19 protein-coding genes are annotated in these 22,641 nt (G+C 58.0%); 8 read left to right on the top strand and 11 right to left on the bottom strand.

The features are described 5' to 3' along the window. Window positions 1–136: 136 nt before the first annotated feature. Window positions 137–1,786, bottom strand: a complete 1,650-nt coding sequence (gene ettA, locus ACFSE1_RS16090) for an energy-dependent translational throttle protein EttA (RefSeq protein WP_377403447.1) — start codon at window positions 1,784–1,786, stop codon at window positions 137–139. 78 nt (window positions 1,787–1,864) lie between these two features. Continuing rightward, window positions 1,865–3,658 carry a hypothetical protein gene (locus tag ACFSE1_RS16095; protein ID WP_377403449.1) on the bottom strand — a complete coding sequence of 598 codons (1,794 nt, stop codon included), beginning with the start codon at window positions 3,656–3,658 and terminating at the stop codon, window positions 1,865–1,867. Between the two features lie 144 nt (window positions 3,659–3,802). Between ACFSE1_RS16095 and ACFSE1_RS16100 the strand changes: the two genes are divergently transcribed. The 3 genes from ACFSE1_RS16100 to ACFSE1_RS16110 all read left to right on the top strand — a co-directional run bounded on the left by ACFSE1_RS16100 (window position 3,803) and on the right by ACFSE1_RS16110 (window position 7,695). After that, complete coding sequence (locus ACFSE1_RS16100) at window positions 3,803–4,741, top strand: alpha/beta hydrolase (protein WP_377403451.1); 939 nt, start codon at window positions 3,803–3,805, stop codon at window positions 4,739–4,741. Window positions 4,742–4,840: 99 nt separating this feature from the next. Beyond that, window positions 4,841–6,046 (top strand): succinate--glutarate CoA-transferase, encoded by a 1,206-nt coding sequence (gene caiB, locus ACFSE1_RS16105; RefSeq protein WP_377403453.1) that lies wholly within the window; start codon window positions 4,841–4,843, stop codon window positions 6,044–6,046. Further along, window positions 6,043–7,695, top strand: a complete 1,653-nt coding sequence (locus ACFSE1_RS16110) for a thiamine pyrophosphate-binding protein (RefSeq protein ID WP_377403456.1) — start codon at window positions 6,043–6,045, stop codon at window positions 7,693–7,695. Before caiB ends, ACFSE1_RS16110 begins: the two co-directional genes overlap by 4 nt. Window positions 7,696–7,767: 72 nt before the next feature. On the opposite strand, the gene ACFSE1_RS16115 is transcribed toward ACFSE1_RS16110, so the two are convergent. From ACFSE1_RS16115 to ACFSE1_RS16125, 3 genes are all read right to left on the bottom strand, one after another. Continuing rightward, complete coding sequence (locus ACFSE1_RS16115) at window positions 7,768–8,109, bottom strand: RidA family protein (RefSeq protein WP_377403459.1); 342 nt, start codon at window positions 8,107–8,109, stop codon at window positions 7,768–7,770. 53 nt (window positions 8,110–8,162) lie between these two features. Then, a complete protein-coding gene (locus ACFSE1_RS16120) occupies window positions 8,163–8,501 on the bottom strand; it encodes a protein tyrosine phosphatase family protein (RefSeq protein ID WP_377403463.1) in 339 nt (112 codons plus the stop codon). 85 nt (window positions 8,502–8,586) lie between these two features. Continuing rightward, window positions 8,587–9,420 carry a DUF4432 family protein gene (locus ACFSE1_RS16125; protein ID WP_377403467.1) on the bottom strand — a complete coding sequence of 278 codons (834 nt, stop codon included), beginning with the start codon at window positions 9,418–9,420 and terminating at the stop codon, window positions 8,587–8,589. Window positions 9,421–9,606: 186 nt separating this feature from the next. On the opposite strand from ACFSE1_RS16125, the gene ACFSE1_RS16130 reads away from it, so the two are divergent. Further along, the gene (locus ACFSE1_RS16130; protein WP_377403470.1) at window positions 9,607–10,992 is read left to right on the top strand and encodes a L,D-transpeptidase; all 1,386 of its coding nucleotides are present in this window, start codon (window positions 9,607–9,609) and stop codon (window positions 10,990–10,992) included. 71 nt (window positions 10,993–11,063) lie between these two features. On the opposite strand, the gene ACFSE1_RS16135 is transcribed toward ACFSE1_RS16130, so the two are convergent. From ACFSE1_RS16135 to ACFSE1_RS16160, 6 genes are all read right to left on the bottom strand, one after another. Further along, entirely contained in the window at window positions 11,064–11,780 is a 717-nt protein-coding gene (locus tag ACFSE1_RS16135; RefSeq protein WP_377403473.1) for an AAA family ATPase, read from the bottom strand. Between the two features lie 258 nt (window positions 11,781–12,038). Further along, window positions 12,039–13,184: an iron-containing alcohol dehydrogenase gene (locus ACFSE1_RS16140; protein ID WP_377403475.1), complete on the bottom strand. Its 1,146-nt coding sequence runs from the start codon at window positions 13,182–13,184 to the stop codon at window positions 12,039–12,041. Window positions 13,185–13,189: 5 nt separating this feature from the next. Next, a complete protein-coding gene (locus tag ACFSE1_RS16145) occupies window positions 13,190–14,569 on the bottom strand; it encodes an aldehyde dehydrogenase family protein (protein ID WP_377403478.1) in 1,380 nt (459 codons plus the stop codon). Window positions 14,570–14,671: 102 nt separating this feature from the next. Further along, window positions 14,672–16,042 carry a glutamine synthetase family protein gene (locus tag ACFSE1_RS16150; protein ID WP_377403481.1) on the bottom strand — a complete coding sequence of 457 codons (1,371 nt, stop codon included), beginning with the start codon at window positions 16,040–16,042 and terminating at the stop codon, window positions 14,672–14,674. Between the two features lie 70 nt (window positions 16,043–16,112). After that, entirely contained in the window at window positions 16,113–17,687 is a 1,575-nt protein-coding gene (locus ACFSE1_RS16155; RefSeq protein WP_377403484.1) for an amino acid permease, read from the bottom strand. 105 nt (window positions 17,688–17,792) lie between these two features. Then, the gene (locus tag ACFSE1_RS16160; RefSeq protein ID WP_377403487.1) at window positions 17,793–18,563 is read right to left on the bottom strand and encodes an N-formylglutamate amidohydrolase; all 771 of its coding nucleotides are present in this window, start codon (window positions 18,561–18,563) and stop codon (window positions 17,793–17,795) included. A 170-nt stretch (window positions 18,564–18,733) separates the two neighbouring features. Here ACFSE1_RS16160 and ACFSE1_RS16165 point away from each other — a divergent pair, with 170 nt between their 5' ends. From ACFSE1_RS16165 to ACFSE1_RS16180, 4 genes are all read left to right on the top strand, one after another. Further along, a complete protein-coding gene (locus ACFSE1_RS16165) occupies window positions 18,734–19,621 on the top strand; it encodes a MurR/RpiR family transcriptional regulator (RefSeq protein ID WP_377403489.1) in 888 nt (295 codons plus the stop codon). A 141-nt stretch (window positions 19,622–19,762) separates the two neighbouring features. After that, complete coding sequence (locus ACFSE1_RS16170; RefSeq protein ID WP_377403491.1) at window positions 19,763–20,866, top strand: ABC transporter substrate-binding protein; 1,104 nt, start codon at window positions 19,763–19,765, stop codon at window positions 20,864–20,866. Window positions 20,867–20,965: 99 nt separating this feature from the next. Beyond that, a complete protein-coding gene (locus tag ACFSE1_RS16175) occupies window positions 20,966–21,856 on the top strand; it encodes an ABC transporter permease (RefSeq protein ID WP_377403494.1) in 891 nt (296 codons plus the stop codon). After that, a complete protein-coding gene (locus ACFSE1_RS16180) occupies window positions 21,853–22,635 on the top strand; it encodes an ABC transporter permease (RefSeq protein WP_377403497.1) in 783 nt (260 codons plus the stop codon). Before ACFSE1_RS16175 ends, ACFSE1_RS16180 begins: the two co-directional genes overlap by 4 nt. Window positions 22,636–22,641: the final 6 nt, after the last annotated feature.

A 22,641-nucleotide genomic window follows, 5' to 3' on the forward strand; every position in this document is an offset into this window, starting at 1 on the left:
TCCACCACAATCAAGATATAAAGATATCTTTATGTGGTTAGCGCGCGTTTTGCAAGGCTTAAATCATCTTCGTCATCTCTGACACACAAAAACGCCGCCCAAAGGGCGGCGCCAGAATCGTAAGGGTCGGTAACGATCAGCGCGTCAGGCGCTTGTAGGTCACACGCTTGGGATTGACGGCATCCGCACCGAGACGGCGGATCTTGTCCTTCTCGTAATCCTCGAAGTTGCCTTCGAACCATTCGACATGGCTATCGCCTTCGAATGCAAGGATATGCGTTGCAAGACGGTCGAGGAACATGCGGTCGTGGCTGATGATAACAGCGCAGCCAGCGAAGTTTTCCAGCGCATCTTCGAGCGCACCCAGCGTTTCCGTGTCGAGGTCGTTCGTCGGTTCGTCGAGGAGAACGACGTTACCGCCAGCCTTCAGCATCTTGGCAAGGTGAACGCGGTTACGCTGACCTCCGGAGAGTGTGCCAACCTTCTGTTGCTGATCGCCACCCTTGAAGTTGAACGCACCGCAATAAGCGCGGGAGTTCATCTCGTGCTTGCCGAGCTTGATGATGTCGTTGCCGCCGGAAATTTCTTCCCAAACGCTCTTGTTGCCGTCCAGCGCATCGCGGCTCTGGTCGACATAGCCGAGGTGCACGGTTTCACCAATGGTGATGGAACCGGAATCAGGCTGCTCCTGCCCGGTGATCATCCGGAACAACGTAGTCTTACCGGCACCGTTCGGGCCGATTACACCGACGATGCCGCCCGGCGGAAGCTTGAAGGAGAGGTTTTCGAAGAGGACGCGGTCACCATAGGTCTTGGAAATATTGTCCGCTTCGATGACGACATTGCCAAGGCGCTCGCCGACCGGAATGATGATCTGCGCTTCGCCGGGGCGGCGGTCTTCAGCCGCCTTGACCAGCTCGTCATAGGCACGGATACGCGCCTTGGACTTGGCCTGACGTGCCTTCGGCGAGGATGCAATCCATTCCTGTTCGCGGGCAAGGGCCTTCTGGCGCGCACCTTCTTCACGGTCTTCCTGTGCCATGCGCTTTGCCTTGGCCTGCAGGTAGGCGGAATAGTTGCCCTCGTAGGGAATACCGCGGCCACGGTCGAGTTCGAGAATCCAGCCCGTGACATTATCGAGGAAGTAGCGGTCGTGGGTAACCATCAGGATGGCGCCCGGATATTCGCGCAGATGCTTTTCCAGCCAGGCGATTGTCTCGGCGTCGAGGTGGTTGGTCGGTTCGTCGAGCAGAAGCAGGTCTGGCTGGCGCAGCAACAACTGGCAAAGGGCAACGCGACGCTTTTCACCGCCGGACAGATTATCAACCGTTGCATCGCCGGGTGGGCACCGCAGGGCATCCATGGCCATTTCGACCTGGCTTTCGAGATCCCACAGGTTCTGGCTGTCGATGATGTCCTGAAGCTTTGCGCCCTCTTCCGCCGTCTCGTCGGAATAGTTCATCATCAATTCGTTGTAACGGTCGAGAATAGCCTTCTTGTCGGCCACCCCTTCCATCACGTTTTCAAGAACATTCTTGGAAGGATCAAGCTGGGGCTCCTGCGGCAGATAGCCCAGTGTCGCGCCCTCAGCCAGCCAGGCTTCGCCGGTCCATTCCTTGTCTATGCCTGCCATGATCTTCAGAACGGTCGATTTACCGGCACCGTTCGGACCAAGAATACCGATCTTGGCATCCGGGTAGAAAGACAGATGAATGTTCTCAAGAATCTTCTTGTTGCCGTAAGCCTTGTTCAGACCGGCCATGTGATAAATGAATTGACGTGCCATAAGGACGATTGCTCCGGCGTCGAATGGGAAAGTTGCCGCTATTTAGGCGAATCCGCCGTTGGGGGCAACCATCAAACCCTATCGAAACTTTGTGTGATTGATGCGAAACACGCGCAAACCCCTCGCCGCATCATCCAGCACAGGCTCTAGGCCCGGCCAGGACCCGCCCCTGCCCAAAGCCGCAAACACCGTATCATTCGGAATGGATGGCAGGATCGGCGCACGGCAGACGGCAGCATAGTCAAACGGCTCGGACGCTGCACGACGCTTGCCCTCATCATTTGCCGCAAAGAAATCATACATCAAACGCATGCCTTCGGCTGATCGATGAAACGGTATTGCGTTGATTGTCAGCCCATCTGGCATTTGCTCCAGCATCATCAAACCGTCGCCCATCGGCATGATAATGCGGCCCGGCGGAATATCAGCCTTCACCTGTGTCGCACTCCATTTGCAGAAGCTGATACTAAGATAATCGACAACATCGGGCCGAAACGGCTGAACCGGAAAACGCCACGCTCCATAAAGACCAGCGATGACGACAGAAACAGCACTGATGCCAGCCAATTTCGCCGTCAGCTTTTTCTGCTCCTCCAACTCCTGCCAGACGATTGGCAGAAACAGCATCGTTAGCGCAGCCGGAAAGCGAATGTAGCGGGTCTGGAAAATGGCTAGGAGCGTGAGCGAAAGCGCAGCGCTCCATAGCAAGGCCGCAACCACATCCTTCTCTCGTACCCGCCGAAGCACGAAGGGAAGCGCTGCCAAAAGTGCAATTGGCAGCGGAATGAGCAGAATGACCTTGAAAAGTTCGTCATCCCGGTAAAATTCAAGAACCGATTTTTCCTGCTGCACGCGGTCAAGCCATAGGCTTTTAACCGTCGGATCGATGAAACCATAAGGACCATTCAGACAGGCGGGATAAGCTGCGAAAATAACAGCAATCAAAAATGAGCCGCTGACTATCAGCAGGCAAAGGCGGACAAGAGGCCCGCATCCTGCCAGATAAAAAACAGCCAGTGAGGTGATTGCAGCATACCCTGCCAAAGCCAGCGCAAAGGGCGCAGAAAAGACATCGCATTCGGCTGAGATCAGGCTGTCAAACCCACGCGAAAGTGGCGAAAGCGAAAGCCCGATTATCAATCCGAGGCAAAAGCCAAGTTGCAGATCCCGGCTATTGGACAAATTGAAACACCATGCCAGCGACAGGCCCAGCATCAACAGGGCGATGACAGGCAGGAGTTCCAGCCCGACGCACAGCGAAACCACGACACAGAGACCGCCGATAGCGCCACCCGTGCGGGACCGGGTGGCCAATCCCAGACACAGCACAATTAAGGCAACGAGTTGCACATTGTGATGATCTATCCGCCCCGGAGAAAATTCCCATAGAGAGAATGGCATGATTGCAAATGCCGCAACGATGTGGATGGGGCGGAGCTTAACCTGAGAACCGCCCAGCTTCACTGCCGTGTTCACCCACGTCCAGCAGAACAGAAGCCCTAAAACGCACGGCCAAAGGGCAAGGCTAAAATGCAGGGCCTGTGCCTCAGGCAGCGCCAGGGCAAACTGCTTGACAAGAATGACATAGGGTAGATCGACAATCCGAGACCAAGACGAAACATAGCCGCCGGGCATATCAACGCCCTGAATGGTCAGATCAAACCAGTGGCCATGCGCAAGAAGTTGCTGAATCTGCACCTTGCGCAGCACATCATCCACATCGCCGAAATACGATCGGGCATCCAACATATCGCCGACCATCAACGCGAGCCAGGTGGCTGCTGCGACGAGAAACAACAGGCCGCGACGGGTCTGTGCACCCTTCATGTTCTCAGCCGAGCGGGACTTTCGACCATTGAAAAGCTGAGACATGAAAAACAACCAGAGTATCAATATCTTCAATTTTAACTAGAATAATTCTTCATCCTCTCTGAAGCATTAACAAGCCCTGCCGTTGCAAATTTCGATAGGTGGCGTCACAAGTTTGATCAGCACCAAGCGGTTTGCGGAGGAATGATGTTTTCGACAGTCGAGGAACTGCAAAGCCCAACGGGCGCGACACTTGCCACTCGCCATCAACCTGCGCTGGAAGCACCCAAAGCCATTCTGCAAATCTGCCATGGGCTTGCCGAACATTCTGCGCGCTATGCTGGCTTTGCTGACTTCATGGCGACGAATGGCTATGAAGTTTATGCCCATGATCATCGCGGCCATGGCCTGACTAAAGCGCCAGATGCGGTGCGGGGGCGGTTTGCGGAACGTGGCGGCGTCGAAAAAGTATTGGCTGATGTCAAAGCCGTAGCTGATCATGCGCAAAGCAGACATCCCGGCCTGCCGATCCTGCTGTTCGGCCATTCTATGGGCGGGCTGATTGCAATGAATGCGGTGCTGGATCAGCCCCGTCAATATGCGGGCGTGGCAATCTGGAACTCGAATTTCGCCGTCGGCGCCCTCGGACGCGTGGCACAATGGGTCCTGAAGACCGAACGGGCCCTGAAAGGTTCGGATGTGCCAAGCCTTATCCTGCCAAAGCTGACCTTTGAAACATGGGGCCGTTCCATGCCCGATTTCAAAAGCCAGGCAGATTGGCTCAGCCGCGATCGGAATGAGGTGGAAGCCTACGAGAAAGACCCGCTTTGCGGGTTCGACATCAGCGTCTCGATGTGGCTGGATGTGTTTGCCCTCACCTTTCGTGGCACGGAAAGCGAAAGGCTCTACCGCCTGCCGAAATCCCTGCCCTTCCACCTCGTCGGCGGCGGCCAGGACCCTGCGACCGACAAGGCCAAGGCAACTTCCTGGCTGTCGCATCGGCTGGCACAGGCGGGCTTCTCCAATGTTCACAAGCGCATCTACCCGGAAATGCGCCATGAAACCCTCAACGAATTTGGTCGTGACGTTGCCATGCAGGAATTTTGCCAATGGGCAGACGGCGTCGTTCAGGCACGGCACCCTTAACGCACCGGAATAGAGCCATGACTTTAATTCACGTGCCGAGCGCGTGAGGCGCCGCTATGGATTGATGACGCGGAACAAATGGCAGGACGGGTGCAACTCATGAACGACGAGAGCAGCAGGCAGGCGCCCTTGAAAGGCATCAAGGTTATTGAACTGGCGCGAGTTCTGGCTGGCCCCTGGGCGGGCCAGATGCTGGCAGACCTGGGTGCCGATGTCATCAAGGTCGAGAACCCGAATGGCGGCGATGATACCCGCGCCTGGGGGCCTCCTTTCGTTGAAAGCATCGACGGGGAAAATCTCTCCGCCGCCTATTATCATTCCACCAATCGCGGCAAACGCTCGATTGCAGTCGATTTCAGCACGCCGGAAGGACAGGACATCGTTCGCAGGCTGGTTGAAGATGCCGATGTCCTCATCGAAAACTTCAAGCTGGGCGGCCTGAAAAAGTATGGCCTGGACTATGAGAGCCTTCGCGCCATCAATCCGCGTCTGGTCTACTGCTCCATTACGGGCTTCGGTCAGAACGGCCCCTATGCGCAACTCGCTGGCTATGATTACATCGTGCAGGGCATGTCCGGCTTCATGTCCATCACGGGCGCACCCGGTGGTGAACCCATGAAGGCAGGCGTTGCCATTGCCGATATCTTTACCGGCATCTATGCCGTGACAGCCATTCAGGCAGCCCTCATTCATGTCCTGCGGACGGGACAAGGCCAGCATGTGGATATGGCCCTTCTCGATGTCATGTCCGCTGTGCTTGCAAACCAGAATATGAACTACCTGATATCGGGCCAGTCGCCCGTGCGGCTTGGCAATGCCCATCCCAATATCAGCCCTTACGAAGTGGTGCCGACAGCCGATGGCCATCTCATTCTGGCCGTTGGCAATGACGGGCAGTTTTCACGCCTTTGCAAGATCCTCGGCCTCGAAGCACTCGCACAGGATCCGCGTTATGCCACCAACAAGGCCCGCGTTGCCAATCGGGAAGATGTCCGCGCGGCCGTGACTGAACGGACGGCCAGCTGGACCAAGGCCGATCTTCTGGCGGCCTGTGGTGAGAACGCCGTTCCCGCCGGCCCCATCAACGCGATCCATGAAATGTTCGAGGATCCCCAGGTGAAGGCGCGCGAATTGCGCATCGACCTGGAGGCAGAGGATGGCACCGTCATCCCCGGTGTCCGGACGCCTATCATTTTGTCCGAGACACCGCTTGTCTATCACAGACCAAGCCCAGCTTTGGGCCAGCACACGCAAGACGTTCTCGCCGAGCTTGAGGCGCGGGACCAGAAGAGGAAAAAGGCATGAAAACCGGCGGCGAACTGATTGTCGAAGCGCTCAAGGCAAATGGCGTCAAGCGCGTATCCTGCGTACCGGGAGAAAGCTATCTTGCTGTCCTGGACGCGCTTTATGAGAGCGGTATCGACGTGCTGATCTGCCGCCAGGAAGGCGGCGCAGCAATGATGGCCGACAGCTGGGGTCGCCTGACCGGCGAGCCGGGCATCTGCATGGTTACGCGCGGCCCGGGCGCCACAAACGCATCAGCAGGTCTGCATGTCGCCATGCAGGATTCCATTCCGATGATTCTCTTCATCGGCCAGGTTCAGCGCGATGCCCGTGAACGTGAAGCCTTCCAGGAGGTCGAATATCGTCGCGCCTTCACCGAATTTGCAAAATGGGTGGGTGAAATTGACGATGCCCGCCGCATTCCAGAATTCGTCACCCGCGCTTTCGCCGTTGCAACGTCAGGCCGTCCCGGACCCGTGGTGCTGACACTGCCGGAAGATATGCTGCGCGACATGGTGGAGGCACCGGAGGCAAAGCCCTACACGCCTGTGGAAAGCCATCCCGGTGCAGGCCAGGTAACGGCATTCGAGCAGATGCTGCGGGAAGCACGGCGCCCGATGTTCATTCTCGGCGGCACGCGCTGGAGCGAAAAGGCAGTGGCCGACTTCCGCACATTCGCGGAGAAATTCCGGGTGCCTGTCGGCTGCTCCTTCCGCCGCCAGATGCTGTTCGATCACATGCACACCTGTTACGCGGGTGATGTCGGCATTGGCATCAATCCCGCACTCGCCAGGGAGATCAAGGATTCCGACCTGATCGTGATGCTCGGCGCGCGCATGTCGGAAATGCCGTCCTCCGGTTATACGCTACTGGATATTCCTTATCCTTCACAGAAGCTCATTCACATCTATCCAGACCCGGAAGAGCTTGGCCGCATCTACCGTCCGGATCTGGCCATCGTCGCGGCCCCGGCAGAATTCGTGGACGCCATTTCCAAGCTGGAACCACCAGCCCTGCCAATCTGGGCGGAGCGCAGCGCCGCCATGCACGATGCCTATCTGCGCTGGTCGACACCGCCGGAAACCGGCCCGGGCGATGTGCATATGGGACCGATCATGAACTGGATCGAGGAGAATGTTCCTCGCGACGCCATCTTCACCAATGGCGCTGGCAATTACGCGACCTGGGTTCACCGTTTCCATCGCTTCCGTGCTTACAACACGCAATCTGCACCAACATCCGGCTCCATGGGTTATGGCCTGCCAGCAGCAGTTGCCGCCAAGCAATTGTTTCCGCAGCGTGAGGTGATCTGCTTTGCAGGCGACGGATGCTTCATGATGCACGGTCAGGAGTTCATCACCGCCGTGCGCTATGGCCTGCCTATCATCACCGTGCTGGTAAACAACGGCACCTATGGCACCATCCGCATGCATCAGGAGCGTGATTATCCGGGACGAGTCAGCGGCACCGACCTGGTGAACCCGGATTTCGTGGCCTTCGCCGCCGCCTATGGCGGCCATGGGGAGCGCGTATCGAAAACAGACGAATTCGGCCCCGCCTTCGAGCGCGCCCGCGCTTCCGGCAAGCCCGCGATTATCGAAGTCATGCTATCGCCGGAAGCCATCACTCCGACCCGCACGCTGACGCAGATTCGCGACAAGACTGCCTAGATAGAATCACTAAAAAGCCCGCCGGATCAACACGATCCGGCGGGCTTTTGAATCACTTCATTCGGTACGGATTCAGATCGCAGCCGTGACGATGAACTCAACCTTGTAATCCGGCGTCGCCAGTGCAGCTTGACTGGTTGCGCGTGCTGGCGGGTTTGCCGGGTCGATCCAGGCTTCCCAAACAGCATTCATCTCGGCGAAGGTGGACATATCGGAGAGGTAGATGATCGTCTGGAGGATCTTGGACTTGTCCGAACCGGCAAGAGCCAGAAGGCGATCGACTTCCGCCAGAGCAGACTTGGACTGCTCGGTAACGGAGGTGCCTTCACCAACCTGACCTGCGAGATAAACGGTGTTGCCGTGCACAACGGCGCCGCTCATGCGCTTGCCGGGTTCGATACGCTTAATGCTCATGGAAATGCTCCCCAATGAATTGAGCTTCAAGAAATGAATGGAGATAGAAGGGATCAGCCGCGCAGATGCAGGCTCTTCTCATAGATCGCCGTGGAGCGCGCGCCAGAACGGCAATAGCCGAGCATCGGACGCGGGAAGTCGTCCAGTGCGTCCACCATGCCACGAACAGCATCCGCATCCACGCCCATGCGACCGACCGGCACATAGGCAATCTCAAGCCCGAGTTCCTTGGCCCGCGCAGAGATTTCCGCAAAGCTTGGCTGGCCCGGCTCCTCTTCGTCCGGTCTGTTGCAGACGATGGACTTGAACCCCATGGCCTTTATGTCATCGAGATCTGCGGGGGTAATCTGCCCCGTCACAGAATATTCGTCGTTGATCTGGCGGATATCCATTGTTCGGCCTCCGGCTCTGAAAAATCGAGGCTTTCCAATTACGACGGTGCGGCAGTGGCGTCAATCGCAGCTTGGCCGGCAGGCATCACACGAAAGAGAAACGAAGCCCGTATTCAGCACTCTCTCCGGGTTTCAACTTTTCGAGTTCGCCGCATTTTTGCAGCTCGGCCCGGCTGACCCAGCGGTGCGAAACAGGCTCAATGCCCAGAACATGGGCCGGTGCCTTTTGATTTCGCCAGATTTGCAAATAGGGCAGCGAGGCAGTGGCAAAGCGAACACGCAAGGTCAACCCGCCAAGTGCTGCGATAGGGCCAAGCGAGACCTCTGCCCACTCCTCGCCCTTCCTTTGCGCCGAAACGCAAAACACACCACCCGGATCTTCCCCGAAGTTCCAGGCAAAGCCTCCGTCCTGCAACATGGCCCCGGACAGGCGGACCTGTTCATCGAACAGCCAGGCACCAATGTTCATGTGGTACATATGCACCTTGGCAAAGGCGACCTTTCCCACATTTGTCACCTTGTCGCTCAGACAGACCTCGCCCGATTCGCCATCGATGCGCCAATGGCGCTCCAGCAGCGCCTCTCCCCCGTCCGCCGTTTTCACAGGAACCCGCGCAGTGCATTCGGCATCCTGCCCCTGAGCATCCCAGAAAAGAATTTCTGCCGGATGGGACGAATAGGAGCCGTGCAGAGGATAGCGCCCCTCGCCGCCCGCAATTGGCTCGGGATGGCGAATATGGTCCGGCCCGCAGGTAAAGAGAAAGCCCTCAAGGGAATGGTCGATGCGCGGGTCGCCATCATCGGGAATGGCGCGTCCGGGTGCGATATCCGTGCCATTGACGATGCAGCTGCCGATATCGAGAACGCTGGTGGGATCGAGATAAATCTTTGGGCCGCGGGCTGCGAACAACGCCTTCACAATCTTCTCCCTGATCCGTGATTTGCCAAGACGGTTAGGAAACTACGAATTTAAGCCTTCGTTCACCCTAACTTTCTATTTTTCCACACTTGCGTCAAATTCCGCCTGTCTGAGAAAACGCGATAATCTGGGGGAACGGGACGGCAGATTCGCCGTTCTTCGTTTAATTCTGAAAACGGTGATAACGTGAAGCGCTTCATCATTACAAGCCTGAGTATCCTTGCTCTTGTGGGAACGCAGCTGGCAACGCCAGCCGCCGCCCAGGGGCGCTATGCTCGCGCGCCGTCCGACACCGTTCTGGTTGCTCCGGATGGCGCCATTCTCGATTACATGCCGGATGGCGGCGATGCTGCCATCAGCCGCGACGGCATGGGTCGCCGCGTCTTCATCGATCGCTGGGGCAATGTGATTGCCACGGAAATTCGCGCCGACAGCTATGGTCGCGCTCCCGGTGCCTATCCTCCCCCTCCCGGACGGGCCCAAAACGGCTATGACCCCTATGGCCAGGCCAATGCAGGCGGCTATCAGGATTATCGCCAATATCGGCCCGGCGAACCGGGAGACATCACCGGCACCATCCGTCGCGATGCCTCCATCGAGCGTCTGCCTCTCAACGATGACGGCATGATCATGGATGATGGAGCGGAGACCGGGGCACTGGAGCAACCTCTTCCTCAGCCCAATCTCGCGCCGCGCAGCAACAAGCCGGTTATCACCCCTACCAATAAGCCGCTGGCCGAAATCGTGGCGCTGCAGGTCTTTCTTGACCGTCAGGGCATCTCGCCGGGCGTGATCGACGGCCATCTGGGCGACAACGTCAACAAGGCCATTGCAGCCTGGCAGGATATGACGGGCGAAACGCTCGACCCGAACAATTCCGAAGACATCATGCAGCGCCTCACTTACGAAGGCGGCCTGCCGATGGTTGATTACACCATCACGGCAGCAGATGCGGCAGGCCCCTATGTCGCATCCATTCCGGATGACTACGCTCACAAGGCGCAGCTTCCCGCCATGTCCTTCACTTCTGTCAGTGAAGCGCTGGCCGAGCGCTTCCACATGGATGAAGGCTTCCTCAAGTCGCTCAATCCGGGCGCGGATTTCACGATCCCGGGCACGATCATCAAGGTCGTCAATCCAGGCCCAGCCAAGACCGGTGAAGTGGTTCGCGTTGTTGCGGACAAGGCAAAGAAACAGGTTTTCGCCTATGGCGCGGATGGCAAGCTGATCGCAGCCTACCCTGCTACCATCGGTTCATCGGATACGCCCTCGCCCACCGGCACGCATACAGTGCAGCGCATCGCGCTGAACCCCGGCTATACCTACAATCCGAAGATCAATTTCAAACAGGGGAACAACGACAAGATCCTGCAGATCCCTCCAGGTCCGAACGGCCCTGTCGGCACGGTCTGGATTGCCCTGTCAAAACCCACCTACGGCATCCACGGCACACCCGAACCATCCAAGATCGGCAAGACGAACAGCCACGGCTGCATTCGCCTGACCAACTGGGATGCAACCGAACTGGCAAAGATGGTGAAGCCCGGAACGGTGGTGGAGTTCGTGGACTGAACGCAGTACATGTCCGAAACAAAAAAGGGGCGCTCCGGGCGCCCCTTTTTTTCATGCCGTGGAATACGTGCTCACGCGGCAGAGCGGTTGAAGCTCAGCACGCGGCCCACGCCGGAGCGAACGACGCGCACCGGCATCAGGCGTTTCACTTCATCGGCCAGCGCGCGGCTGTTTTCCCGCGCCTTATCGAGGTTGGACACTTTCGCCGGATCGAGCGTGTAGAGCGTACCGCCGGTTTCGAACAACTCGCGGAAGGCCGTGCGCTCGCCGATGGGCGTATTCAGAACATTCACGCCGCGCTGCGCCAGCAAGCCCTTGATGGCAACGAGCGAGCGGGTGGTCACCATTGGCGTCACCCGCGTCAGCACGACGGAATGGGCAATATCTAGCCCGCCCTTCTGCTTCATCTGGGCCAGAAGATCGAGTATTTGCGCCGCGCCCTTGGCATCCATTGCGGACCCCTGAACCGGAATGAACACATGATCCGACAGACCGAGCGCGGTCGTGACCAGCGCATCGCGGGCACCTGCGAGATCGATAATGAAGTAATCGGTCTGGCTGGCCATTTCGCGCAGGTGACAGTGTAGCGACGCCACGCTGACTTCCGTGATAATGGTGATGTTGCGCACTGCACCCGAAATCTCATGCCACTGGCTGATCCAACGCTGCGGATCGCCATCGATCAAGGTGACGCGATGTCCTTGATGGGCAAGCTCCGTGGCAAGAAGGAGCGCCGCAGTTGTCTTGCCGGCCCCGCCCTTGGCATTTGCGAAAGAAATCACTGGCATTTATTTGCGTCCCCGTCGGTGTTTGAGCCGCATCGCTCAACCGAGCACCGCTACATTGTGCTCATGCTACAATTCTGAGCAATCATGGTTAACGAGCGGTAAATTTACGAGCCGTTAAACTTACCTAATAGAAATTGCATTGGCTAATTCCATTCATTCTCAAATTTGCAAAAGCGCAAGATTTCAGCCGGTTACGCGCTGCCATTGAATCAAAAAGCCCGGACAAGCCGGGCTTCAGAAGTTAACGTATGGCTTGGTTTAGAAACAAGCGCGGAAAAGCTCCTTGGTGTTTTCCAGCGTCATTTCCACGGGATTGCCGCCGCAGGATGGATCCTCGATTGCCATGGCGGCCAGTTCATCGATGCGGTCTGGCTGAATGCCCATCGCTGTCAAATTCTCCGGAACATGCAGTTCGGCACGCAGCTTCAGCACATAATCGTAGAAACCATCGAAGCCGCCGGATATGCCGAGATAGGCAGCGGCGCGTTCGATCTTTTCCTCGATTTTCACACGGTTGAACTTCAGCACCGGCGGCATGACCACCGCATTGGTCATACCATGATGGGTGTTATAGACGGCACCGATCGGGTGCGAAAGCGCATGGATGGCACCCAGCCCCTTCTGGAAAGCCACGGCCCCCATGGCAGCGGCAGCCATCATGTTGGTGCGGGCTTCGAGGTCAGTTCCTTCGCGGTAGGCTCGGGGCAGAAACTCCTTGACCAGCCGCATGCCTTCCAGCGCGATGCCCTGGCTCATGGGATGGAAGAAGGGAGAGCAATAGGCTTCCAGGCAATGGGCAAAGGCATCCATGCCGGTGCCTGCCGTAATCGCTTTCGGCATGCCCACCGTCAGCTCCGGATCGGCAATTACAACGCCGGGCAGGAACTTGGGATGGAAAATGATTTTCTTCACATGGGTTTGGGAATTGGTGATGACCGAGGCGCGACCAACTTCGGAGCCGGTGCCTGCTGTTGTTGGCACAGCAACAATGGGCGCGATGCCTTCCACCTTGGCACGCGTCCACCAATCGCCAATGTCTTCAAAATCCCAGACAGGCCGCGTCTGCCCCACCATGAAGGCGACGCATTTGCCGAGGTCGAGGCCGGAGCCGCCGCCGAAGGCCACAACGCCATCATGTCCGCCATCGCGAAAGGCCTTGATGCCGGCTTCGAGATTCTTCTCGTTCGGGTTCGGATCCACATCCGCGAAAATTGCGCGACCAAGACCTGCCTCCTCCAGCACATCCAGCGCGCCGAGAGTGATGGCCATATTGGCAAGCCCGCGATCGGTAACCAGCAGCGGCTTTTTCATGCCCAGCGACTTGCAGGCATCCGCCAGTTCCTTGATGCGGCCGCGGCCCAGCTTGATGGCGGTGGGATAGCTCCAGTTTGCGGTGATATTCATGGTCTTTAAGCTTTCTTGAAGTGATAGGACTTGGGCCGGGTCAGGTTATGGAAGCCAAGCACGGAGAGCGAACCGCCCCGGCCGGTTTCCTTCACACCCGTCCAAACCAGCGCCGGATCCAGATAATCGCAGCGGTTCATGAAGACCGTGCCCGTTTCCAGCTCGCCACCAAGGCGCGAGGCCCGTTCCTCATCCCTGGTCCAGAGCGATACGGTCAGCCCGTATTTGCAGTCGTTCATCAGGCGAAGCGCCTCATCATCGCTCTTCACCTTCATGATGCCGACAGCAGGGCCGAAGGTCTCTTCACGCATGAAGTCCATGGAATGGTCCACATCCACCAGAACCTGCGGCATCATGTAGGCGCCGCCATCGTCCTGCGGAAAGAGCTTCGGATCGACCAGCGCCTTGGCACCCTTGGCCACCGCATCGGCTATCTGTTCGCGCACCACCTTGGCAAAGCGCGCATTGGCCATCGGGCCAAGCGTCGTTTCCTTGTCCAGCGGATTGCCAAGCTTATAGTTCGAGACCCAGGCGACGGATTTTTCGACGAAAGCATCATAGAGGCTTTCGTGAACGTAGATCCGTTCGATGCCGCAGCAGCACTGCCCGGAATTATAGGTCGCGCCATCCATCAACGTATCGACGGCAGCATCGAGATCCGCATCTTCCATGACATAGCCGGGGTCCTTGCCGCCAAGCTCCAGCCCCATGCCGGTGAAGGTGCCAGCCGCAGCGCGCTCCACTGCGCGGCCACCGGCAACAGAACCGGTAAAGTTGATGAAGTTGAAGGAGCCTGCCGCAATCAGCTTCTCGGAGGTCGGATGATCCAGGAAAAGGTTCTGGAACACATCCTCCGGCACTCCTGCCTCCACGAAGGCGCGCACCATACGTTCACCTACCAGAAGCGTCTGGGCCGCATGCTTGATGACCACCGTATTGCCCGCCATCAGCGCCGGGGCGATTGTGTTGATGGCCGTCATATAAGGATAGTTCCAGGGCGCAATGACGAAGACGACGCCATGCGGCTCCCGCTCAATGCGGCGGGTAAAGGCAGCACTGTCCTCGATCTGGATCGGCGCCAGCGCTTCCGCAGCTACATTCGCAACATAATTGGAACGCTCGTTGAATCCCTTGAACTCCCCGCCGTAGCGCACCGGGCGGCCCATCATCCACGCCAGTTCCGGCACCACCTCGTCCGCCATCTCGTTGAGACGCGCCACGCCCTTCATCACGAGCTGAACGCGCTCTTCCAGCGGACGCTTCGCCCAGTCTTTCTGCGCCCGGCGCGACCGCTGAACGGCCTCAGCCGCCGCCTCGAAACTCATGGCCGGACGTTCGGCATAGATCGAACCATCTACCGGCGAGATACATTGGATCATTGTCATGATCGTTTTCCTGTTACCCTTCAACTGGCGACAGCGGCCGGGGCCGCCATCGATCTTTTAAGCTATAGAACCGTCAGCGACGGCACGGAATGGTGCTGGATGTCACGCCCGCTCAAAACCGCGCGCAACTTCCCAATCGGTAATACGGCGGTCATATTCCTCCTGCTCCCACTCGGCAGCGCGCACATAATGATCGATCACATCATCGCCGAAGGCTTCACGCAGCATGGCGGAATTGCGCAACGTTTCTGTGGCATGACGCAATGTGCGCGGAATTTCCTTCACGCCCTTGCCGCTATAGGCATCGCCCACGAAAGCGGGTTCAAGCTGTATCCTGTTCCTGATGCCTTCCATACCGGCAGCAAGCAGGGCAGCCATCGCCAGATAGGGGTTGAGATCGGAGCCGCCGATGCGGCATTCGATACGGATGCCCTTCGTTTCCTCCCCGCAAAGCCGGAAGCCCGCGGTGCGGTTATCCTTGCTCCAGACGATCTTTGTCGGCGCGAATGTTCCCGCGACAAAGCGCTTGTAGGAGTTGATGTAAGGCGCGAGGAAGTATGTGTATTCCGCAGCATAGGTGAGCAGTCCCGCCACATACTGGCGCATCACCTCCGACATGCCGTATTCGCTTTTCTCATCAAAGAAGGCGGAGGTCTTTCCGTCCGTGCTCCAGAGAGACTGGTGAATGTGGGAGGAAGAACCGGCGGCATTATAGTGCCACTTGGCCAGGAAGGTCGCCGCCTTGCCCTTGGCCCAAGCGATTTCCTTCACGCCGTTTTTGATGATGACGTGGCGATCCGCCATGGTCAGAGCCTCGGCATAGCGCACGTTGATCTCTTCCTGACCGGCAGAGGCCTCACCCTTGGAATTCTCGACAGGAACGCAGGCTCCCTGAAGCCCGGTGCGGATGGCCCGCATGACCTCCTCTTCCTTGGTGGTCTGGAAGATATGGTAATCCTCGTTGTAAGCGCTGGCGAGTTTGAGATTGCGATAGCCACTTTCGCGTGCAGCCTCGAAACTCTGGTCAAACAGGAAGAATTCCAGCTCCGTGGCCATGAAGGCGGTAAAGCCCATGTCTTCCAGCCGCTTGACCTGTTTCTTCAGAATGGCACGAGGAGAATGCGGCACTTCCGCATGGGTGTGATGATCCAGCACGTCGCATAGCACCAGCGCCGTGCCTTCCAGCCACGGAATTTTGCGCAGCGTGGCAAGATCCGGCTTCATGGTGTAATCGCCATAGCCCTTCTCCCAACTGGTCGCCTTGTAGCCGGAAACGGTTTCCATCTCCATGTCCGTTGCCAGCAGATAATTGCAGCTGTGGGTCTCCTTCCACGCGCTATCGACAAAATATTCCGCCTGAAAACGCTTGCCCATCAAGCGCCCCTGCATGTCGATCTGGGCTGCAATGACCGTGTCTATCCGCCCGGCGGCCACATCGATCTTCAGGTCGTCAAAGGTATAGGTCGAGGTCATTTTCCGTATCCGTTCGTGTAGCAAGAACCGCCACGCCTCCCGCGTGGCGGCTTATGGTCTTGTGCGCCGGTCAGGCTTCGCCCACGGCAGCCTCGGCGGCTGCGATCTGCTCCTTGCGCTTGGCAATGGCGTCGCCGATAGGCGGCCCCATGAAACGGCGGTTCTCGAAGCCGAACCAGACGATGGCGGTCAGAACCAGAAAGCCAACCGTGATTTCCAGCGCCCAGTCATTGGGTGGCTGCACACCGATGTAGAAGATGATGGCCATCGAAATCACGGCCAGCACCGCCACCAGCTTGTAAGTGCCCACCCCCATGTTCCACGGCCCCATCGCCGGCCATTTCGATGTGCCGATCGCCAGGAAGCCAAGGGCAATGGGCAGCACGAAGGACAGGAAAATGAAGATGACCGTGCAGGAAACCACAATGGAATAGGCAGGGGTTCCGGCAATGGTGATGGCCGAGGTGAACCAGACGAACAGAACGGCCAGAACGGCACCGGTCCAGATCGCAGCAACGGGCGTGCGGTATTTGACGCTCACTTTCGCCAGCGCGGAGGAGGCAGGCAGCCCCTTGTCACGAGCGAAGGCGAAGATCATGCGCGATACAGATGTCACCGTTGCCAGACCGCACAGAAGCTGGGACAGGAAGATCAGTGCGTACATGATGTTCTTCAAGACCGGATTGACCTGCGCGTCCATCGCCCAGAAAAACACGTTCCAGCCCTGTTTTGCCGCGTCATCCATGTTGGGCAGCATCAAAACGAAGGCGCAGAGCATGACATAGCCGAACACCGTGGCCCAGATAACCGAGGAGATCATGCCCTTCGGCACGGCAACTGCCGCCTTGACCGTTTCTTCAGACGTGTGCGCGGACGCATCATATCCGGTGATCGTGTAGATCGGCAGCAAAAGGCCGAGCATGAATGCCATGCCGCCCGAAACCGCAGTCGGCCACACGGCTGCTCCGGTCAGGCTGCCATCGGCGGCCATTGTCGGCTGTCCGGTATAGTTGCCGAAGGTAAACAGGCGGGCAAATTCGTAGGAAGGTGCACTGATCAGGCACACCACCGTCAGGATTACCGCCGTTGCCAGGATCAGATAACCGGAAAAATCGGTGAGCTTTGCCGTCAGGCCAATGCCGAAATGGTTGATCAGCGCCTGACCTGCCGTGATGATGGCAACGAAAAGGACGCGGTTAACCAGCGTATCCTCAATGCCGAGAGTGGCACCGAAGGCCCCGAAGAAGAAGTAGAAGGTGCCGACATTGATGGCCCCCAGCACGGTGACCAGCCCGAGCAGGTTGAGCCAGGCGGAAAGCCAGCCGGTGAAGCGGTTTCCGAGGATCGAGCCCCAGTGGTAGAGCCCGCCCGCGGTGGGATAGGCGGAGCTGATTTGCGCCAGCCCAAGCGCGAAAATGCCCGAAATGAGGCAACCCAGCGGCCAGCCAATGCCAATGGATGCGCCCCCCGCACCAGACGTGGCCTGCCCCAGTGAATTGATACCGCCGGACAGAATGCAGATGATTGAAAATGAAATGGCGAAGTTGGAGAAGGAGCTCATGCGCCGCTCCAGTTCCTGCGCATACCCCATGGAGTGCAGGATCTGAATGTCCTGCTTTTTGTCATTCTCGGTATAATCAGACATGACGTTCCCCTGTCATCGAATGGCCGCCAGAACGGCCTCGAATTTCCTTTCCCGCAGCCTCGCAGCCACGGCACGCCAACAACTGTCTCCCCGGGGTCTCGTCTTTTAGTTCGGCTGCAAGCTCTCGCTCAAAAGCCCTGTCAGGAAATCGGCCACGACCCCTTGGCCGGTTTCATCTGCAATCAAATCGTTGCGCACCTCGATCATCACGTTCAAAAGCCCGTTCGGCAGCGCATGCAGTTCCAGCGTGTGCGTCACGCCATCGGCAGGGCCGTAGGGTTCATTCCGCTCGACGCGATAGAGCGTTGTGGCCTCAGCCGCAGCCAGCATACGATCAGCCAGGCGGCTGTCGCTATCGTGAAGAATGCCGATTTCCACGTCGCGCGGCTGGCCGAAATAGACCGGCGTGAAGGAATGAACGGTCACGAGAACCGGCGCCTGCGCTTCACTTTTCCGCCGTGCAATCTCATCGCGAATGCGGTTCTGGAACGGAAAATAAAGAGCCTCAGCGCGCGATGCCTTTTCAGTCTCGCTCAGATTTTCATTGCCGGGAATGCGGAAGATCTCGCTGACCTCTCGAATGGCAGCGGGCGAGTCCGGCGGACGGTTGCAATCATAGATCAGGCGCGAAAACCGTTGATGGATGAGCGTGGCATCGAGGCTTCGCGATATCAGACGGGACACGGCCAAGGCGCCGGGATCCCAGGCGATATGGGATGTAAGCGCATCGTCAGACAGACCAAGCGTGCCAAGCTTTTCCGGCAGTTTCAGCGAGGCATGCTCACACACCAGCAGAACCGGGCTGCGGCCTTGCGCATTCTCCACGGCAACCGGGTGCCCGTCGCGTTCGGTAAGGAAGTCCGTTTGAGCTAACATCGCCCCCGTCCAGCATCATGCCCTGCGTCACGGAAGAGAATTCTTCATCATCACGTCATCGTCAACTGCCATTTGAAAAATTCTTTTCAGCGCGCGGATTGACTCGACGCCTGTCACAAATGTTAACTAACGCTAAACCGGCAAGAGACCGGAAGGGGAATGGGTAAACAGTGACCTCTCCATCGCACACCGTGCTGGAGGTCATCCGTCAGCGCTATGACGGATTGACCCCGGCTGAAAAGCGGCTCGCAGACAGCCTGCTGGAGAACTATCCGGTCTCCGGTCTGGGGAGCATCACCGCGACTGCCGATAATGCTGGCGTCTCCACCCCAACGGTCGCCCGCATGGTGCAGAAACTGGGCTATAAGGGCTATCCGGAATTCCAGGCGCATCTGCACCAGGAATTGGAAGCAACCATTTCCAGCCCCATCGCCAAACATGATCGCTGGGCGGCCGGTGCGCCAACTGCGCATATTCTCAACCGCTTTGCCGAGGCGATGACCAATAATCTGAGGGACACCCTCTCCTCCATGGATGTTGCAACCTTCGATGAGGTTGCCGCGATCCTCAGGGATGAAAAGCGGGCGATCTATTTCGTCGGCGGCCGCATTACGGGCGCGCTGGCGGAATATTTCTTCACACATATGCAGGTCATCCGCCCACGCACCACGCTGATTTCCACCAATCGCAGTTCATGGCCGCAATATCTGCTGAACATGAGCGCGGGCGATGTGATCGTTATTTTCGATATCCGCCGCTATGAACAGGAACTGGCAACGCTGGCGGAAACGGCTGCGGCGAGCGGCGTGATCATCATTCTGTTTACCGATGTCTGGGCCTCGCCCGTGGCGCGTCACGCAGCGCATGTCTTCAAGGTACGGATCGAAGCCCCTTCCGCCTGGGACTCTTCGGTCGTCACACTCTTCACTGTCGAGGCGCTGATCGAGGCGGTGCAGAGCGCAAGCTGGGACAAGACCCGCGAGCGCATGAATTCTCTGGAAAAACTCTTTGAACGCAGTCGCCTTTTCCGGCGGGCGGACACAAGCAGGGAGCGCTAAATCCAGCAAAAACAAGGGAAAAACTGCCAGATCAAAATAAGACTGGGCCAAGGCAGGCCAGATACGAAAATGTCACATGCCATTCATGAAGTGGAACTACGAGTTGCGCCCACACGAACAGACCAAACGGAGGACATCGTGATGACGAAGACCAAGAGACTCCTGTCGCTGACGACTGCCATCATGGTTGCATCGAGCAGCCTTGCTTTTGCAGAACCGAGCGCAGAACTGATCGCAGCCGCCAAGAAGGAAGGCATGTTGACGACAATCGCTCTTCCGCACGACTGGTGCGGCTATGGCGAAGTCATCGCTGCCTTCAAGAAGAAGTACCCGGAAATCAAGGTCAACGAACTGAACCCGGATGCCGGTTCGGCCGATGAACTGGAAGCCATCAAGGCCAACAAGGACAACAAGGGCCCGCAGGCTCCTGACGTGATCGACGTTGGTCTGGCTTTCGGCCCGCAGGCCAAGAAGGAAGGTCTTCTGCAGCCTTACAAGGTTTCCACCTGGGACGAGATCCCGGACAATGTTAAGGATCCGGAAGGCTACTGGTACGGCGATTACTATGGCGTCATGTCCTTCTTCGTGAACAAGGATCTCGTCAAGAACACGCCGAAGGATTGGGCCGATCTGCTGAAGCCGGAATATGCCGGTCAGGTTGCTCTCGCCGGTGATCCGCGCGCTTCCAACCAGGCAATCCTGGGTGTTCTCGCTGCCGGTCTTTCCACGGGCGCGAAGGCTGGCAAGGACGCCGGTGAAGCTGGTCTGAAATACTTTGCCGAAATGAACAAGGCCGGAAACTTCGTGCCTGTCATCGGCAAGGCCGGAACGCTCGCTCAGGGTGCTACCCCGATCGTCATCGCCTGGGACTACAACGCTCTGGGCTGGGGCAAGACGCTGAACGGCAACCCGCCGACTGAAGTTGTGGTACCGGAAAAGGGCGTTCTCGCTGGCGTTTACGTGCAGGGCATTTCCGCCTACGCACCGCATCCGAATGCTGCCAAGCTCTGGATGGAGCACCTCTATTCCGACGAAGGCCAGATTGGCTGGTTGAAGGGCTATTGCCACCCGATCCGCTTCAACGCCATGGTCAAGGCGAACAAGATTCCGAAGGAACTGATCGACGCCCTGCCACCGGCAGCCGCCTATGAAAAGGCCATCTTCCCGACGCTGGAAGACGTGGATGCCAACAAGGCCGCTGTTACCGGCGGTTGGGACAAGGTTGTCGGCGCCAACGTGAAGTAAGCGCTTGAAAACGTGCCGTCCCGGTTGCATTGACCGGGACGGCATCGCAAACTGGCAAAAAACAATAACGTTGCACGACAACGAGCGGGACCGAGGGGAATGACGACAGAAACACAACCGGCGCAACCTGCACCGGCGCGGTATTTGCGCCTGCCCTTGCACTGGCTGGGCATCGTGCCCTTCGCCGCCTTCATTGTTCTTTTTCTACTGATGCCGACGCTGAAGATCGTGGTCGGGGCCTTTCAAAGGCCGGATGGAAGCTTCAGTTTCGAGAACGTGCTGAATCTCTTCACCCCCTCCATCATGGCTGCCTATGGCATTTCCATCCGCATCAGCCTTGCCTCGGCCTTTTTCGGCTGCCTCATTGGCTTTGGCGTTGCCGCCGCCGTTGTGCTGGGCGGCCTGCCACGCTGGATCCGCGGCCCCCTGCTCACCTTTTCGGGCGTAGCCTCCAACTTTGCCGGCGTGCCGCTGGCCTTCGCCTTCCTCGCCACACTCGGGCCCTTAGGCTTCATCACGGTTTTCATTCAGCAGCAATTCGGCATCAACCTGCGAGCGCTGGGTTTCAACCTTCTGTCATTCTGGGGCCTCACCCTCACCTATCTCTTCTTCCAGATCCCATTGATGGTCCTCATCATTACACCAGCCCTCGATGGCTTGAAGAAGGAGTGGCGGGAAGCCGCCTCGATCCTGGGTGCCACCAATTTTCAATACTGGCGCCTGGTCGCCCTACCGGTTCTCACCCCTGCCATTCTCGGCACTTTCGCGCTGCTTTTCGCCAATGCCTTTGGCGCAGTTGCAACGGCGATCGCGCTTACCGGCTCCTCGCTGAACATCGTGCCGATCCTGCTTTTCGCGCAAATTCGCGGCGATGTGCTGGGAGATCCGCATCTTGGCTATGCGCTCGCCTTCGGCATGATCGTGGTCACCGGCGTGGCCAACACCGTTTACATCTGGCTGCGGGCGCGCAGTGAAAGGTGGATGAAATGAAACGTCTATGGGCCTGGGCCGCGCTGACTGTCGGTCTTCTCTATTTCATCCTGCCGCTGATCGGCATGACGAATTTTTCGCTGAAAATGCGTCGTGGCGAATATTCTTTTGACGCCTATCTGAAGGTGTTTGGCGACGACCGTTTTCGCGAAACCTTCAGCTACTCGGTCACACTTGCGCTGTTCACCATTCTCGTCGGCGTCTTTCTCGTTGTGCCAACCGCCTACTGGGTCCGCTTGAAGCTGCCCTTTCTTCGGCCCTATATCGAATTCATCACCCTGCTGCCGCTGGTCATCCCGGCCATTGTCGTGGTCTTCGGCTATATCCGGCTCTACAACACATCCAGCTGGTTGCCGCTGACGGGAAGCGCCTTCGGAACCGATATGCTGCTGGTTTTCGGCTACACCGTTCTCGCCCTTCCCTATATGTATCGCGCAGTCGATACGGGCTTGCGCACCATCGATGTGACAACCCTGACGGAAGCGGCGCAAAGCCTTGGCGCTGGCTGGTTCACCATTATCGGGCGCATCATTCTGCCAAACGTACTGATTGCCGTGCTTTCCGGTGCCTTCCTGACCTTTGCCATCGTCATTGGCGAATTCACCATGGCCGCCCTTCTGAACCGCCCGGCATTTGGTCCTTACATGCAGCTACTCGGGGCGAACCGCGCCTATGAACCGGCTGCGCTTGCCGTTATTGCCTTCGCCATCACCTGGGGCTGCCTTGGCCTGATCCAACTGGTCTCCCGCCTGCAAAAATCCGCGCAGCGCCCGGTCTGAGGATAG

Source organism: Affinirhizobium helianthi (assembly GCF_042680945.1).
Classification (GTDB): Bacteria; Pseudomonadota; Alphaproteobacteria; order Rhizobiales; family Rhizobiaceae; genus Neorhizobium; species Neorhizobium helianthi.